General features: G+C 50.5%; 13 protein-coding genes. All 13 read left to right on the forward strand.

What is annotated here, in order from left to right:
* Window positions 1-1,281 (forward strand): GTPase ObgE, encoded by a 1,281-nt coding sequence (gene obgE, locus GQ671_RS01775; RefSeq protein WP_160651788.1) that lies wholly within the window; start codon window positions 1-3, stop codon window positions 1,279-1,281.
* Between the two features lie 10 nt (window positions 1,282-1,291).
* On the forward strand, window positions 1,292-1,879 hold the full coding sequence (gene ruvA, locus GQ671_RS01780) for a Holliday junction branch migration protein RuvA (RefSeq protein WP_160651790.1): 588 nt from the start codon (window positions 1,292-1,294) through the stop codon (window positions 1,877-1,879).
* 12 nt (window positions 1,880-1,891) lie between these two features.
* Window positions 1,892-2,911 (forward strand): Holliday junction branch migration DNA helicase RuvB, encoded by a 1,020-nt coding sequence (ruvB, locus tag GQ671_RS01785; RefSeq protein ID WP_160651793.1) that lies wholly within the window; start codon window positions 1,892-1,894, stop codon window positions 2,909-2,911.
* Between the two features lie 2 nt (window positions 2,912-2,913).
* Window positions 2,914-3,948 (forward strand): tRNA preQ1(34) S-adenosylmethionine ribosyltransferase-isomerase QueA, encoded by a 1,035-nt coding sequence (queA, locus tag GQ671_RS01790; protein ID WP_160651795.1) that lies wholly within the window; start codon window positions 2,914-2,916, stop codon window positions 3,946-3,948.
* Complete coding sequence (gene tgt, locus GQ671_RS01795; RefSeq protein ID WP_160651798.1) at window positions 3,949-5,094, forward strand: tRNA guanosine(34) transglycosylase Tgt; 1,146 nt, start codon at window positions 3,949-3,951, stop codon at window positions 5,092-5,094. It begins immediately after the preceding gene.
* Between the two features lie 19 nt (window positions 5,095-5,113).
* Window positions 5,114-5,377 (forward strand): preprotein translocase subunit YajC, encoded by a 264-nt coding sequence (gene yajC, locus GQ671_RS01800; RefSeq protein ID WP_160651801.1) that lies wholly within the window; start codon window positions 5,114-5,116, stop codon window positions 5,375-5,377.
* A gap of 110 nt (window positions 5,378-5,487) precedes the next feature.
* Window positions 5,488-7,767 (forward strand): protein translocase subunit SecDF, encoded by a 2,280-nt coding sequence (secDF, locus tag GQ671_RS01805; RefSeq protein WP_160651804.1) that lies wholly within the window; start codon window positions 5,488-5,490, stop codon window positions 7,765-7,767.
* Window positions 7,768-7,816: 49 nt separating this feature from the next.
* Window positions 7,817-10,060 carry a single-stranded-DNA-specific exonuclease RecJ gene (gene recJ / locus GQ671_RS01810; protein ID WP_160651807.1) on the forward strand — a complete coding sequence of 748 codons (2,244 nt, stop codon included), beginning with the start codon at window positions 7,817-7,819 and terminating at the stop codon, window positions 10,058-10,060.
* A gap of 14 nt (window positions 10,061-10,074) precedes the next feature.
* Window positions 10,075-10,593, forward strand: a complete 519-nt coding sequence (locus tag GQ671_RS01815; RefSeq protein ID WP_160651811.1) for an adenine phosphoribosyltransferase — start codon at window positions 10,075-10,077, stop codon at window positions 10,591-10,593.
* Window positions 10,594-10,742: 149 nt separating this feature from the next.
* The gene (locus GQ671_RS01820; RefSeq protein WP_380645455.1) at window positions 10,743-12,878 is read left to right on the forward strand and encodes a RelA/SpoT family protein; all 2,136 of its coding nucleotides are present in this window, start codon (window positions 10,743-10,745) and stop codon (window positions 12,876-12,878) included.
* 9 nt (window positions 12,879-12,887) lie between these two features.
* Window positions 12,888-13,340, forward strand: a complete 453-nt coding sequence (dtd, locus tag GQ671_RS01825) for a D-aminoacyl-tRNA deacylase (protein WP_160651817.1) — start codon at window positions 12,888-12,890, stop codon at window positions 13,338-13,340.
* The gene (locus tag GQ671_RS01830) at window positions 13,340-14,062 is read left to right on the forward strand and encodes an N-acetylmuramoyl-L-alanine amidase family protein (RefSeq protein ID WP_160651821.1); all 723 of its coding nucleotides are present in this window, start codon (window positions 13,340-13,342) and stop codon (window positions 14,060-14,062) included. The genes dtd and GQ671_RS01830 overlap by 1 nt, the downstream gene beginning before the upstream one ends.
* Window positions 14,063-14,360: 298 nt before the next feature.
* Entirely contained in the window at window positions 14,361-15,632 is a 1,272-nt protein-coding gene (gene hisS / locus GQ671_RS01835; protein WP_160651824.1) for a histidine--tRNA ligase, read from the forward strand.
* Window positions 15,633-15,634: the final 2 nt, after the last annotated feature.

Genomic DNA, 15,634 nt, shown 5'->3' on the forward strand with positions numbered 1-15,634 from the left:
ATGTTTATAGATCAGGTAGATATATACTTGAAAGCCGGCAATGGTGGTAACGGCATTGTTGCATACAGAAGAGAGAAATATGTACCACTTGGTGGTCCGTCAGGCGGCGATGGCGGCAACGGGGCGGATATCATTTTCGAAGTCGATGAGGGACTCCGAACATTGATGGATTTCCGCTACCAGCGCCACTTCAAAGCCAAGCACGGGCAGAACGGAATGAGTTCGAATGCGCACGGCAGAAACAGTGAGCCGCTTGTACTCAAAGTGCCGCCGGGTACGATTGTAAAAAGAACAGATACGGGAGAAACACTCGCTGACCTCGTACACCATGGTGCACAGATGGTCATTGCCAAAGGCGGCCGTGGCGGCCGTGGAAACTCCAGATTCGCGTCGGCACGCAATCCGGCTCCGGACTTCGCCGAAAACGGTGAACCGGGTGAGGAATTCGATGTAACGATGGAGCTGAAGCTGCTTGCGGATGTCGGTCTTGTCGGCTTCCCGAGTGTCGGGAAATCCACAATACTCAGTGCGGTATCGAAAGCAAAGGCTAAGACGGGAGACTATCCATTCACAACGATCAAGCCGAATCTTGGCGTGGTCCAGACGGGAGACGGCCGTTCATTCGTCATGGCGGATCTGCCGGGACTGATTGAAGGCGCGTCCGAAGGGACCGGTCTTGGCCACCAGTTCCTCCGTCACGTGGAGCGGACGAAGGTCATTGTCCATGTCATCGACATCAGTGGGCTCGAAGGCCGCGATCCGATCGAAGACTACAGGATCATCCGTGAAGAGATGGGTCTCTATAACGAGAGCCTGCTGAAGCGTCCGGAGATCATTGTGCTCAACAAGGTCGATCTGGTCGAGGATACCGAAATCTTCGAACAGTTCAGAGCCTCGATTGGTGAAGACAAGGAAATTCATGAAATTTCAGCAGCAACACGCCAGAATCTTGATACGGTGCTCTACCGTGTGGCAGATTTACTAGAAGAGACACCGGAAGCGGAAGAAGTGGTTGAAGAGACGGACCACCGTGTCCTGTACCGCCACGAAAAGAACCCGGATGCCTTCAAGATTTCAAGGGATGATGACGGTGCATATGTTGTTACAGGAGACGCCATAGAGCGCATGTTCAAGATGACAGACTTCAACAGGGAGGCCGCCATCAGAAGGTTTGCCAGACAGATGCGCTCCATGGGCATCGATGATGCGTTGCGCGCACGTGGCATACAGACGGGCGACACTGTAAGAATACTTGGTGGAGAATTCGAATTCGTAGAATGATGGTGATTTGATGTATCAGTATATTATCGGTGTTTTGAAAGAAGTAGAACCACAGCATATTACTGTGGAATCGAATGGTATCGGCTACCTGCTCATGGTGCCGAATCCATTTCGTTTTGAACATGAAAATGGACAGCAGATACAAATATATACCGAACTCATCGTGAGGGAGGACAGCCATACATTGTATGGCTTTAAAAACAGGGACGAGAAGACGCTATTCAAATCCCTGCTTCAGGTAACAGGCATCGGGCCAAAGAGTGCCCTTGCCATACTTGCTGCCGCGACACCTGCAGAGATCATAGGCGCCATTGAAGCGGAAGATGAGAAATTCATGCAGAAGTTCCCGGGTGTCGGCAAGAAGACGGCCAGTCAGATCATTCTCGATCTGAAAGGCAAGCTGGGATCTGTGGATATCGCAGCCCACCCACCGGTGCAGGATGACAACAGCCACTTCATCAATGAAGCGATGCTTGCACTTGAAGCACTCGGCTACAGCAGCCGTGAACTGAAGCGCATAGAGAAGCATCTTGGCAAGGAGTCGTTCGAGTCGGTGGATGCCGCTGTAAAACGCGGATTGAAATATCTAGTTCAGTAATGAGGTGCTATTATGGATGATCGCATTTTAGATGAAGGAAAACAGCCATACGAAGAGAATGTGGAAATGTCACTGCGCCCGGAGTTTCTGAACCAGTATATCGGTCAGCAGACACTGAAGGACAATCTGACCATTTTCATAGAAGCAGCACGGATCAGGGAAGAGGCGCTTGACCATGTCATTCTTCATGGTCCTCCTGGACTTGGTAAGACGACGCTTTCCAATATCATCGCCAACGAGCTTGGTGTGAACATCCGGACGACGTCAGGCCCCGCCATAGAGCGTGCGGGTGACTTGGCAGCCATCCTGTCGAGCCTTGAAACAGGAGACGTGCTGTTCATCGATGAAATTCACCGTCTGCCGCGGGCAGTCGAAGAAATACTGTATTCGGCAATGGAGGATTTCTTCCTCGATGTGGTCATCGGCAAGGGTGAGGAGGCGAGAAACATCCGTATCGACCTGCCGCCATTCACTCTGGTCGGCGCAACAACACGATTCGGCAGCCTGTCTGCACCGCTCAGGGACCGTTTTGGTGTCCAGCTGAGACTCGAGTACTACGATCTCGACAGTCTGATCACCATCGTCAACCGTACTTCCGATATTCTTGAGGTCGCAGTCGATCCGGACAGTGCGATGGAACTCGCCCGCCGTTCACGTGGTACGCCGCGGATTGCCAACCGTCTGCTCAGACGTGTCAGGGATTTCTCCATCGTAAAGAAGGAATCGTCCATCACACTTGAGACGACGAATCATGCGCTGAAGGTGCTTGAAGTCGATCCGAGCGGACTCGATCCGATAGACCACAAGATCATGAACACGATCATCAATACGTATAATGGTGGGCCGGTAGGTCTTGAAACGGTAGCCGTATCGATCGGCGAGGAAGTCATCACGCTCCTTGATGTCTATGAACCGTATCTGATCCAGCAAGGATTTCTGGAGCGGACACCGAGGGGAAGAAAAGCGACGGCGAAGAGCTATGACTACTTCAATGGCGACCCCCACATTGATATATTTAGAAATGAGGAATAGTTTTGAAACTCGATGAATTTGATTTCGATCTGCCTGAATCACTGATAGCTCAGACACCTCTTCTGGAGCGGGCGGAAAGCAGGCTGCTTGCTCTGGATAAACGGACAGGCAGCGTGTCGGATACAAAATTTGAAAATATTACAGCATACCTGAATCCGGGTGATGCGCTTGTACTGAATGATACGAAGGTACTGCCTGCAAGACTTTTCGGCATCAAAAAAGAGACGGGTGCCAAAATAGAAATGCTCTTGCTCAAGCCGATAGAAGGCGGATATGAAGTGCTGATCCGTCCGGCGAAACGCGTCAAGCCGGGTACAGAAATTGATTTTGGAGACGGCCTCTTGAAAGCAGTATGTACAGATACATTCGATGAAGGCATCAGACACGTGTCCCTCCATTACGATGGCATCTTGGAAAATGTGCTGGATGAACTGGGTGAAATGCCGCTGCCGCCCTATATCAAGGAGACGCTTGAGGACAAGGACCGGTATCAGACGGTGTATGCGAAGCATACGGGATCTGCAGCAGCACCGACGGCGGGCCTTCATTTTACAGAGGCGCTGCTTGATGAAATCAGGCAGAAGGGTGTACATATCAGCTATATCACCCTGCACGTCGGGTTGGGCACGTTCCGCCCGGTCAGTGAAGACAATATTGAAGACCACCGGATGCACTCCGAGTTCTACATCATGACGGCGGAAACAGCAGAGACGCTGAACGCGGTCAAGGAGAGCGGCGGTAAGGTCGTCAGTGTCGGAACGACGAGTACTCGGACGCTTGAGACGATCATGCGGGATCATGGACAATTTGTCGAAGCCAGTGGTTTTACGGATATATTCATCTATCCCGGATTCAATTATCAGGCAATCGACGCGCTGATCACGAATTTCCACCTGCCGAAATCCTCACTGATGATGCTTGTCAGTGCATTCAGTGATAAGGAGACGATCATGAACGCCTATCGTCATGCGATCGATGAGGAATACCGCTTCTTCAGCTTTGGAGATGCAATGATTATATATGAGGATGAAGAGTAGATGGCAATCAGATATGAACATATAAAGACATGCAAACAGACCGGTGCACGCATCGGCAAACTGCACACGCCGCACGGGACAATCGATACACCCATTTTCATGCCTGTCGGCACGCTGGCGACCGTCAAGACGATGACGCCTGAAGAACTGGCTGATATCGGCAGCCAGATCATCTTGAGCAATACGTACCACCTGTGGCTGAGGCCGGGCAGTGATATCATCAAGGAAGCAGGCGGACTTCACAAGTTCATGAACTGGGATAAGCCGATTCTGACCGATTCCGGCGGTTTCCAGGTTTTCAGCCTGAGCGACAGGCGCAAGATTGAAGAGGAGGGGGTTCACTTCAGAAGCCATCTCGATGGCTCGAAGCTGTTCCTGAGTCCGGAAAAGGCGATGGACATCCAGCATGACCTCGGGTCGGATATCATGATGGCTTTTGACGAATGCCCGCCATTCCCGGCAGAGAAGAAATACGTCAAGGATTCGATCGAGCGGACGACACGCTGGGCAGAGCGTTGCCTGGACCATCATGTCAAAAGCGGACATGATAAGCATCAGGCGCTGTTCGGCATCGTGCAGGGGGGAGAGTACAAGGACCTCAGAGCTCAGAGTGCGAAAGAGCTCGTGTCCATGGATTTCCCCGGCTATTCCATCGGCGGACTGTCCGTAGGTGAACCGAAACCGATCATGTACCGTGTACTTGAAGAGACGATTCCCTACCTGCCTGAAGACAAGCCCCGCTACCTGATGGGTGTCGGCTCTCCTGATGCGCTGATCGAAGGCGTCATCCGCGGTGTCGACATGTTCGACTGTGTGCTGCCGACCCGTATCGCGAGGAACGGCACGACGATGACTTCGCAGGGTCGTGTCGTCGTCAAGAACAAAAAATTCGAACGTGACTTCACACCGCTTGATCCGGCATGCGACTGCTATACATGCAAGAATTATACAAAAGCCTATCTGCGTCATCTTTTCAAAACGGATGAAATTCTCGGATTAAGGCTTACTACTTATCATAACCTGTATTTTCTGCTAAAATTGATGGAAGATATTCGAACTGCGATTTTAAATGATCAGTTGATGGACTTTAAAGAAGCGTTTTTCGAATCATACGGATTGAATGTCGAAAATCCGAAAAATTTCTAATAGAGGAGAAGATTCATAGATGGAATTCTTTATGGCCATCCTGCCGTTTCTGGTACTCATCCTGGTAATGTACTTCCTGATGATCCGTCCGGCACAGAAGAAACAGAAAAATGTACAGGATATGCAGGCGAACATGCAGAAGGGTGATGAAATCATCACAATCGGCGGGCTTCACGGAACTGTCGAATCCTTCGACCAGAAACATATGTACATCCGTACAGATGCAGCCGGCAGTGCAGTACTTAAATTTGAGCGTGTCGCGCTCAAGGAAATTGTAAAATAGTAGTGCAATGAGCTGACTCCACGAGTCGGCTCTTTTTTTAATTTTAATTTACGGTGCCAACAGTTATAATTGAAACGTTGAGGATTTCCAAAATAATCGAGGTGTGTTTTTTGAAAGTAGATAAGAGTAGAATCATCATCACCATTCTGCTGGTCATCGGCATATTGACGACCGTTGGACTGACAGCGAAAGATCTTGTCAAGGACGTCAATCTTGGACTGGACCTGCAGGGTGGATTTGAGGTGCTGTACGAAGTTGAGCCACTTGATGAAGGAGACGAAATAGACGACTCTGCTGTGCGAAGTACTGCACAGACATTGGATTCGAGGGTCAATGTACTGGGTGTCTCCGAACCGAATATCCAGATAGAAGAGAACGACAGGATCCGAGTCCAGCTGGCCGGGGTGGAGGATCAGAATGAAGCCCGAGAGCTGCTCAGCACCCAGGCTGAGCTGACCATCCGGGATGTTGACGATAATGTGCTCCTGTCAGGAGCGGATCTGGTCCAGGGCGGTGCCAGTCAGAACTTTGATGAAATGAACCAGCCCATGGTCTCACTGCAATTGAAGGATCCGGATAAGTTCCGTGAAGTCACTGAGGAGATTTCCCAGAGGCCGGCCGGTGAAAACCTGATGGTCATCTGGATGGACTTCGAAGAGGGCGAAGACAGCTTTGCAGAAGAAGTTCAGAAAGCAGATCCGAAGTTCATCTCGGCGCCTAGTGTTTCCGGACCGATCAATTCATCCGATGTCATGATATCCGGTGGATTCAATGGAGAAGAAGGGCTGGAGCGTGCGCAGAACATTTCAGCACTTCTCAATTCGGGTGCACTGCCGGTCAAACTGACAGAAATATATTCCAACTCCGTTGGTGCCCAGTTTGGTGCCCAGGCACTGGATGAGACGGTGACTGCCGGTCTGATCGGTGTCGCACTGGTATTCATATTCATGATTGCTTTCTATAGACTGCCGGGTGTCGTAGCAACAGTTACGCTGACCGCGTATATCTATCTCACGGTGCTCGGCTTCAACCTGATCAGCGGTGTACTCACCCTGCCGGGTATCGCAGCCCTGATCCTTGGTGTCGGCATGGCGGTGGATGCAAACATCATCATGTACGAACGTATCAAGGATGAACTCAGGATCGGCAGAAATCTCAAGCAGGCCTACAAGCGTGCATCGGCCGCTTCCCTATGGACGATCATCGATGCCAATATCACAACGATGATTGCAGGTGTCGTTCTGTTCATATTCGGAACAAGCAGTGTCAAAGGTTTCGCGACAATGCTGATCCTATCCATACTGATGAGTTTCATTACGGCCGTATTCCTGACACGTGTTGTACTTTCGCTGCTCATCAGATCAAACTTCTTCAACAAACGACTCGGCTGGTTCGGTGTCAAGGAGTCCGACAGGTTCAACATCAATGAAGGCAAGGATATCGAGCATCTGACAACACCATGGGACAAGCTTGATTTTGTCGGGCATGCACGGAAGTTCTTTGCATTGAGTCTTGCGCTCATTCTGGCCGGTCTTGTCATCCTGTCCATATTCAGGCTGAACTTGGGCATCGACTTTACGTCCGGGACGAGAGCCGATATCCAGACGGATGGCGAAGCGACAGTGGGGCAGGTCGAGGAGCAACTGTCGTCCATGGACATACCACCTGACAGCATTACAACGTCAGGGGAGGATATGGTTGTCGCCCGTTATGTTGATGACTTGTCTCAAGAAGCAGTGACGGATATGCAGCGCACATTTGAAGAACAGTTCGGCAGTCAGCCTGCGATCAGTACGGTAAGTCCCGTCATTGGACGGGAGCTGGCACGGAACGCAGTCATTGCGCTCGCCATCGCATCACTCGGCATCATTCTCTATGCTTCCATCCGGTTCGAATGGCGCATGGCGCTGCCAAGTGTGCTGGCACTGATCCACGATGCATTCATCATGGTTGCAGTCTTCTCCATATTCAGGCTCGAAGTGGATATCACTTTCATCGCCGCTGCACTGACAATCGTCGGGTATTCGATCAACGATACCATCGTCACGTTCGACAGGGTGCGTGAAAACTTGAGGAAGACACGGGTGATCCATGAAGAATCCCAGATTGATATGATTATAAACCGTTCGCTCAAACAGACGCTCACCCGTTCGGTCAATACGGTACTGACCGTCATCATTGTGGTTGTACTGCTTGTATTCATGGGCAGCACAGCCATACTGAACTTCTCGATTGCACTGCTCATCGGTCTAATCAGCGGCATCTATTCATCGCTCTTCATTGCGCTGCAGCTCTGGGGCATATTGAAGAAGCGACAGTTCAGAAAATCCGAAGGCAGCCTGACCGTATATGAAGAAAAGAAGAAAGACGAAGAAAAAATACTCGTATAATTCTAGAACGCCCGGGCAACCCCTGGGCGTTTTGCAAAGGATGTAATATATGTACCAGTCAAAGTATGAGTGGAAAGTACGCCGTAAAGATTCCGATATGCCGGAAGCGCTGATCGAAAAGTTCAAGCTCAACCCGCTCGAACAGACCATACTCGAAAACCGGGGGTATACTACGAAGACGGATCTCGAGAAGATCTATCATCCGAGGACGTATGACGCTTCCCTCGTCTACGGCATGGCGGATGCAGTCGCACGTATCGAAGCCGCTTTTTCAGCTGATGAACGTATACTCATCTACGGTGATTTTGATGCGGATGGCATCACAAGCACGGTGCTGCTGCTGAATGCCCTCAGAAGAAGGATTGAAAATGTGGACTATTTCATTCCGAGCCGGATCGAAGATGGCTATGGTCCTAATATGGCGGTGTTCGAGGAACTTGTCGTAGGCCAGTATGATCTTGTGATTACAGTCGACAATGGTGTTTCAGGTGGTGAGGAGATTGCATTCCTCAAGTCGGAAGGGATAGAGACGATTGTTGTGGATCACCACGCGTTTGGTGACAATGTGCCGGATGCGACAATCATCCACCCGGATCATCCCGATGGCACCTACCCATTCCGATCACTTGCGGGTGTCGGTATCACCTACAAGCTGGTCCAGGCTCTGGGTCTTGAAGCTAAAGAGGATATCGGCTGGGTGGCAATCGGTACAGTTGCCGACCTCGTACCCATGATCGATGAAAATAAAAAGCTGGTCATCGAAGGCTTGAAAATCCTGAATGATGCCCCGCCGGTCGGGGTGCATACACTGCTCAGAAGCGCCGGACATGATGGGCATATGGATGAGGAGACGATCGCCTTCACGCTGGCGCCGCGCCTGAATGCAACCGGTCGGCTGGGTGAAGCGGAAATCGCGGTCGAACTTCTGCTTGAGTCGGACACCAACGTTGCCTATGAACAAGCCATGGTGGTCGAGAACATGAACATTGAACGCAAGCAGCTGGTCGAAACCATATTCGATGAGGCAAAGGCACAGGTCGATTCCGACAAACAGATCAATATCGTTTATCAGGAGGGCTGGCACCCAGGGGTGCTTGGAATCGTCGCATCGAAAATCGTCGAGCAGTATGGCAAGCCGGCAATTGTCCTCACACTCGATGATGGCATATACCGTGGATCTGCACGTTCAATCGAAGGGGTGGATCTGCATGGGGTCCTGTCCGAGCATTCAAGTTTCCATTACCGCTTCGGCGGTCATGCGCAAGCGCTCGGTGTGGAAGTCATGGCAGCGGACATCGAAACCTTCACGCAGGAGCTTGCAGACTATTTCGATCGGCTTCAGCTCGATCTCAGACCGGTCAAGTATATCGACTATCAGATCAGGCATGGGAACATGACGATGAAGGCATTCGAACGGTTCGATCGGCTGAAGCCTTTCGGCCAGTCGTTCCAGTCACCGGTATTTCTGATCAGCAATGAGAACATCAGTGCCATCCGACAGGTAGGCAAGGATAAATCCCATATCAAACTGTCGATGGCCCAGGTCGGCATGGATGTCATCGGATTCGGCTATGGACACCTGGTCAATGAGGTATCGCAGGGAGATGCCATAAGCCTGGTCGGCACGGTCAATGTCAATGTGTTCAACCAGAGCCGCACACTCCAGATCATGCTGCAGGACGTAGGTGTAGACCGTGTCCAGCTCATCGATATGCGGAGCAGGACCGACCAGCGTTTCGACATCATTTCAGCGGACGATATTTTTGTCATTGCAGAAGGCCGGGAGAAGAAGGGTGAGAACTACTACCATTACGGCGAAGTGCTCCCCTTTACATCAAAGACGGTCGTACTCCGTGATCTGCCGGAAAGCGTCGATAATATGGCGTATTCCCTGGGCGGCATCCATGCATCGAAGATCATCTCCATCTTCAACCAGAAGGAGGAGCTGTTCTTTACAGGCATACCGAGAGCCGAGACCATCGATCAGCTGATGCAGCTGATCGAAGCTGCCGATGACGGGTCGATCAATCTGGCGAAGCATGCGCCGGCACTTGCCGACAGGATCGGCATCAAGATGAAATTCCTCAAAATGTCGATAGATATTATGACAGATCTAGAGATTATCCGAGTGGAAGATGGTATAATATATAAGGATCAGGACGATAGCGCATGGAGGCTCGAAGAATCAGTGCACTATCAGACCCTCAGGAACCAGCTGGAAGCTGAGAGACTCCTGAAAATGTCATCTTCATCTGAGCTGAAAGACTATCTCAGAACATTAATTTCGAATTGATTGGTGGAATCTAAATGGATTTAAAACAATATGTATCAGAAGTACCGGACTGGCCGAAAAAAGGTGTCAGCTTCAAGGATATTACGACAATAATGGACAATGGACCGGCATACAAGTATGCAACAGATCAGATTGTGGAGTATGCAAGGGAGAAGGAAATCGACATCGTCGTCGGCCCTGAAGCACGCGGATTCATCATCGGCTGCCCGGTGGCATACAGTATGGGCATCGGTTTTGCCCCGGTAAGAAAAGAAGGAAAGCTGCCGAGGGAGGTCATCAGGCATGAGTATGACCTCGAGTATGGTTCCAATGCATTGACCATGCATAAGGACGCAATCACTCCCGGACAGCGTGTACTGATTACGGATGACCTGCTGGCGACAGGCGGCACGATCGAAGCGACGATCAAACTCATCGAGTCGCTCGGTGGCGTTGTGGCAGGCATTGCATTCCTGATAGAACTTGAATATCTCGATGGCATGAAACGGCTTGAAGGATATGATACACTTTCACTGATCACCTACGAAGATTAGTCTACTCAAAAGTCTGTGCAAACAGGCTTTTTTTGGTCATTTATTTATTTGAAAGAGGTTTTATAGTATGATGATTCTAACTAGTGTAGAGGGAAAGCGGTGAGGTCATGAACAAGGAGTATCCATACAGCAAAGACGATGTCATTCGCATGTGTGATTCTTATATGGGTGAATCGGACGTGAAGATGGTCCGGAGGGCATATGCCCTGGCACATGAGGCGCATGAAGGACAGTACCGCAAGAGCGGACAGCCATATATACTGCATCCTGTCCAGGTTGCAGGCATTCTGGCAGAACTGAAGCTCGACTGTCCGACAATCATTGCCGGATTCCTTCATGATGTCGTCGAGGATACGGAGTATACATTCGACGACCTGAAAACCATGTTCAATGAAGAAGTCGCAGTGATCGTGGATGGGGTGACCAAGCTCGAGAAGGTCAAATACCGCTCGAGGCAGGAGGAGCAGGCGGAGAATCACCGCAAGCTGTTCATAGCCATCGCCAAGGACATCCGGGTGATCCTGGTCAAACTCGCCGACCGTCTGCATAATATGCGTACACTGAAGGCAATGCCTGAAGACAAGCAGATCCGGACGTCGCAGGAAACGCTTGAAATCTATGCACCTCTGGCTCACCGCCTCGGTATTTCAAGCATCAAATGGGAGCTTGAGGATACAGCACTCCGGTATATCGAGCCGCAGCAGTATTTCAAGATAGTGAGTTCCATGAAGAAAAAGCGGAGCGAACGCGAGGTCGTCATCAACCAGGCCATCGACCGCATCCAGTCTGAAATGGATCACACCGGCATCAGGGGACAGCTGTCCGGACGGCCGAAGCATATATACAGCATCTATAAGAAGATGACGAAGCAGCAGAAGCAGTTCGATCAGATTTTTGATCTGCTCGCAGTCCGTACGCTTGTAACAAGCATCAAGGACTGCTACGCGGTCCTCGGTGTCATCCATACCATCCGGAAACCGATGCCGGGCCGCTTCAAGGACTATATCGCCATGCCGAAGCCGAATATGTACCAGTCGTTGCATACGACTGTCGTCGGTCCGAATGGTGATCCGCTCGAAATACAGATCCGTACGTTCGAGATGCATGAAATAGCAGAACATGGTGTCGCCGCCCACTGGGCATATAAAGAGGGCAGAGAGGTCAAAGAGGAACCTTTCCTCGACAAGCGCATCCACTGGTTCCAGGATCTCATCGACCAGGAGAATTCCGCCTCTGATGCCGAAGAGTTCATGGAATCCCTGAAAAATGATCTTTTGAGCGACAAGGTCTATGTATTTACTCCGAACGGTGATGTCGTCGAACTGCCGAAAGGTGCCGTGCCGATAGACTTTGCCTACCAGGTGCATACCGAAGTCGGCAACAAGATGATCGGGGCGAAAGTGAACGGCAAGATCGTGTCGATCGACTATGAGCTCTCAACCGGTGAGATTGTGGAGATCCGCACAAGCAAGCAGTCCTACGGACCGAGCCTCGACTGGCTCAAGCTCGTCAAATCGTCAGGGGCGAAGCATAAGATCCGTGCGTTCTTCAAAAAGCAGGATCGCGCAAGCAATATAGAAAAAGGCCGATTCGCTGTAGAGCATGAGATAAAGAATCGGGACTATAAGCCGGATGATGTCCTGAAATCCCAATATATGACGCCGGTCCTTGAACGCTACAATATCAGCCACGAGGATGACCTGTATGCCATGGTCGGTTTCGGCGGTGTCACTGCACAGCAGGTGACAAACCGTCTGATGGAGAAATTCAAGGTTGCAGAACAGAAGAGCAACGTGATAGAGGAAATCGACAGGACGCACCACTACAAGGAAATCTCCACCGAGTCCGGCGTCTATGTCCAGGGCATGGACAATATGCTGATCAACCTGTCCAAGTGCTGCAACCCGCTGCCGGGTGATGACATCATCGGATTCATCACGAAAGGGCATGGGGTGAAGGTCCATGTGGCCACTTGTCCGAACATCAGAAATGAGACGGAACGTCTGATAGATGTGGAATGGGTGAAGAACAAGAACAAGGACCGCAAGTATCAGACGGACCTCGAGATCACCGGATATGACCGCCAGGGTCTCGTCAATGAAGTGCTGAATGTCGTCTCAAGCACCAAGTTCCCGATTACGCGCGTCAATGGGCAGGCGGACGTCGACAAGCATGCAAAGATCAGCCTGTCGGTCATGCTGCAGAATGTGTCAGACCTCTACAGAGTGGTCGATAAGATTAAACAGCTTCCTGATATATACAGCGTAGAACGCGTTTTTAAATGAGGTGTAGAAATGAAAATCGTATTACAAAGAGTATCCAGCGCCACTGTCCTAAGTAATGAATTTTTCAATGAAATCGGTCCAGGCTACTGTCTGCTGGTCGGTGTATCGGAAGCTTCAACGGAAGAAGATGCACTGAAGCTTGCAGAGAAGGTTGCGGCAAGCCGGAATTTCGAGGACGAGTCCGGAAAGATCAACCTGTCGATCAAGGATGTGGAGGGCGAAGTATTAAGTATTTCCCAATTCACCCTCTATGCGGATGTAAGAAAGGGGAACCGGCCGAGTTTCACGCAGGCTGCCGGCAAGGATCAGGCCAACAGGCTCTACAAGCTGTTCAATTCCCATCTCCAGTCTTTCGGACTGACGGTGAAAGAAGGCTTCTTTGGTGAAATGATGCAGGTCCAGATCAATAACGATGGTCCGATTACGATACTTTATGAGTCCGTGGATGGCAAGATCCAGTAATGGGACAGTCGGAAAAAGGGCCACTTGGCATAATGCAGAGCATCATGAATTTCTTCAAGTTCAAAAAGCACCTGTACATGGCACCGCTCTGCTTTCTGCTGCTGGCCGGAGGCATCATTCTGGTGTCTGTCATGCTCTATGACCGCTTTCTGAATACAGAGCATGAGCCTGTCCGGATGGACCTTGGTGCTACGGATTATGACTTCAGCGGGCAGACGATCGTCATAGATCCCGGACATGGCGGGAAAGACCCGGGTGCAACAAGCATATCGGGTGTTACAGAGGATCAGATTGTCTTCGCCATCGCAAAAACGCTTGAAGCACGGCTCACTTCAAGCGGCGCGGAAGTCATCCTGACACGTGACCGCGATACATTCGCTTCTCTGGACGATAGAAAAGTCGATGGAGATCTGTTCATAAGCCTGCATAGCGATGCGATGGACGATCCATCGATTTCGGGGTTCACCACATATTACACCCATCCTGAGCAGAAGGGGTTTGCTGAATCGATCAATAGTGCCCTTGACCAGTATTCCTATTTCTATAACCGCGGTGTGGGAACGATGAACTACCAGGTCACGTGGCAGCTCGACTATCCGGCAGTGCTGATAGAGCTCGGCTATCTGAGCAACGAGGTGGATGATATGTCACTGACAGAAGCTAGGTACCAGAGTATGATGACAGAAGGCATAATTGAAGGAATTGATGATTATTTGAACTGAGTGCTTGACTTGGTTGCCGATAGACCATATCATATTAAATAATCGAAAGAATGATTTCAGTGATCCGTTGAGGTGGATAGGATGGACCCGAGAGAGACCTGCCCCGGCTGCAAGCAGGTTGCCCATCCGTATCCGGAACCGACACTTCGGTAGAACCCTGCAATGCAGGCGGTGGCAGCCGTTAATATGCGAGAGGGCCTTTCATAGGCTGAATCAGGGTGGCAACGCGATTTACTCGCCCCTTATATCCGTATGGATATAAGGGGCTTTTTTATATTTCAGAAACGGAGTGGAGCAGATGATACAAATTCCAAGAGGTACACAGGACATACTGCCTAAAGACACATATAAATGGCAGTACATTGAGCAGAGACTGCACAAAATTGCACAGAACTACAACTACAAGGAAATCCGGACACCTGTATTTGAATCGACGGAGCTTTTTGTAAGAGGTGTCGGCGGTTCGACGGATATCGTCAACAAGGAGATGTATACATTCAAGGACAAGGGTGACCGCAGCATGACCCTGAAGCCTGAAGGAACTGCACCTGTAGTGAGAAGCTATATTGAAAATAAGATGCAGCATGATGTCAATCAGCCGGTCAAAGTTTACTATCAGGCACCGATGTTCCGCTATGAAAGACGGCAGAAGGGCAGATACCGCCAGTTCGTCCAGTTCGGCATCGAAGCGATCGGTGTCGAGGATCCGCTGATTGATGTGGAAGTGCTGAGTATGCTGATGCATATCTACCAGTCGTTCGGTCTTAAAAACTTGAAGCTCTACATCAACTCGATCGGAGACCAGAACAGTCGGGCGGCCTACAACCAGGCGCTGGTCGATCACTTCAGACCATCCATCCATGAATTCTGTTCGGACTGCCAGGTACGGATCGACACCAACCCGATGAGAATTCTCGACTGCAAGAAGGACAGGGATCATCCGCTGGTCCAGAATGCACCTGTCATCTATGACTATCTGAATGATGAATCAAAAGCTTATTTCGAGGAAGTGAAACAGAACCTGGATGCACTCGGCATTCCATACGAAGTCGACTACAACCTTGTCAGAGGACTCGACTACTATACGCATACTGCATTCGAACTGATGAGTGATGCTGAAGGCTTCGGGGCCATCACGACACTGTGCGGCGGGGGCCGTTACAACGGGCTGCTTGAACTGCTCGATGGTCCTTCCGAGACAGGTATCGGTTTTGCGCTCAGCATTGAAAGGCTGCTCCTGGCGCTTGAAGCTGAAGGACTCGAGCTGCCGGAACCAGAAGGTATCGACCTGTATATCTGTACACTTGACGAATCTGCGAGCACTGCAGCCGGCCGCCTTGTGCACAAACTGCGTACGGAAGGCATAAGCTGTGATATGGACTACAAGCACAGGAAGCTGAAGGCGCAGATGAAGGATGCGGACAGGAAGGGTGCCTCCCATACGATTGTCATCGGCGAAACAGAGCTTGATTCAAACGAAGCGGAATTGAAGAACATGACAACAGGAGAATCGAAAAAAATCAGTCTCGGTGATGTAGAAGAAATCAGGACGATAATTGAGGAGAAGTGATC

It is taken from the genome of Salinicoccus hispanicus, from assembly GCF_009831115.1.
GTDB classification, from domain to species: domain Bacteria; phylum Bacillota; class Bacilli; order Staphylococcales; family Salinicoccaceae; genus Salinicoccus; species Salinicoccus hispanicus.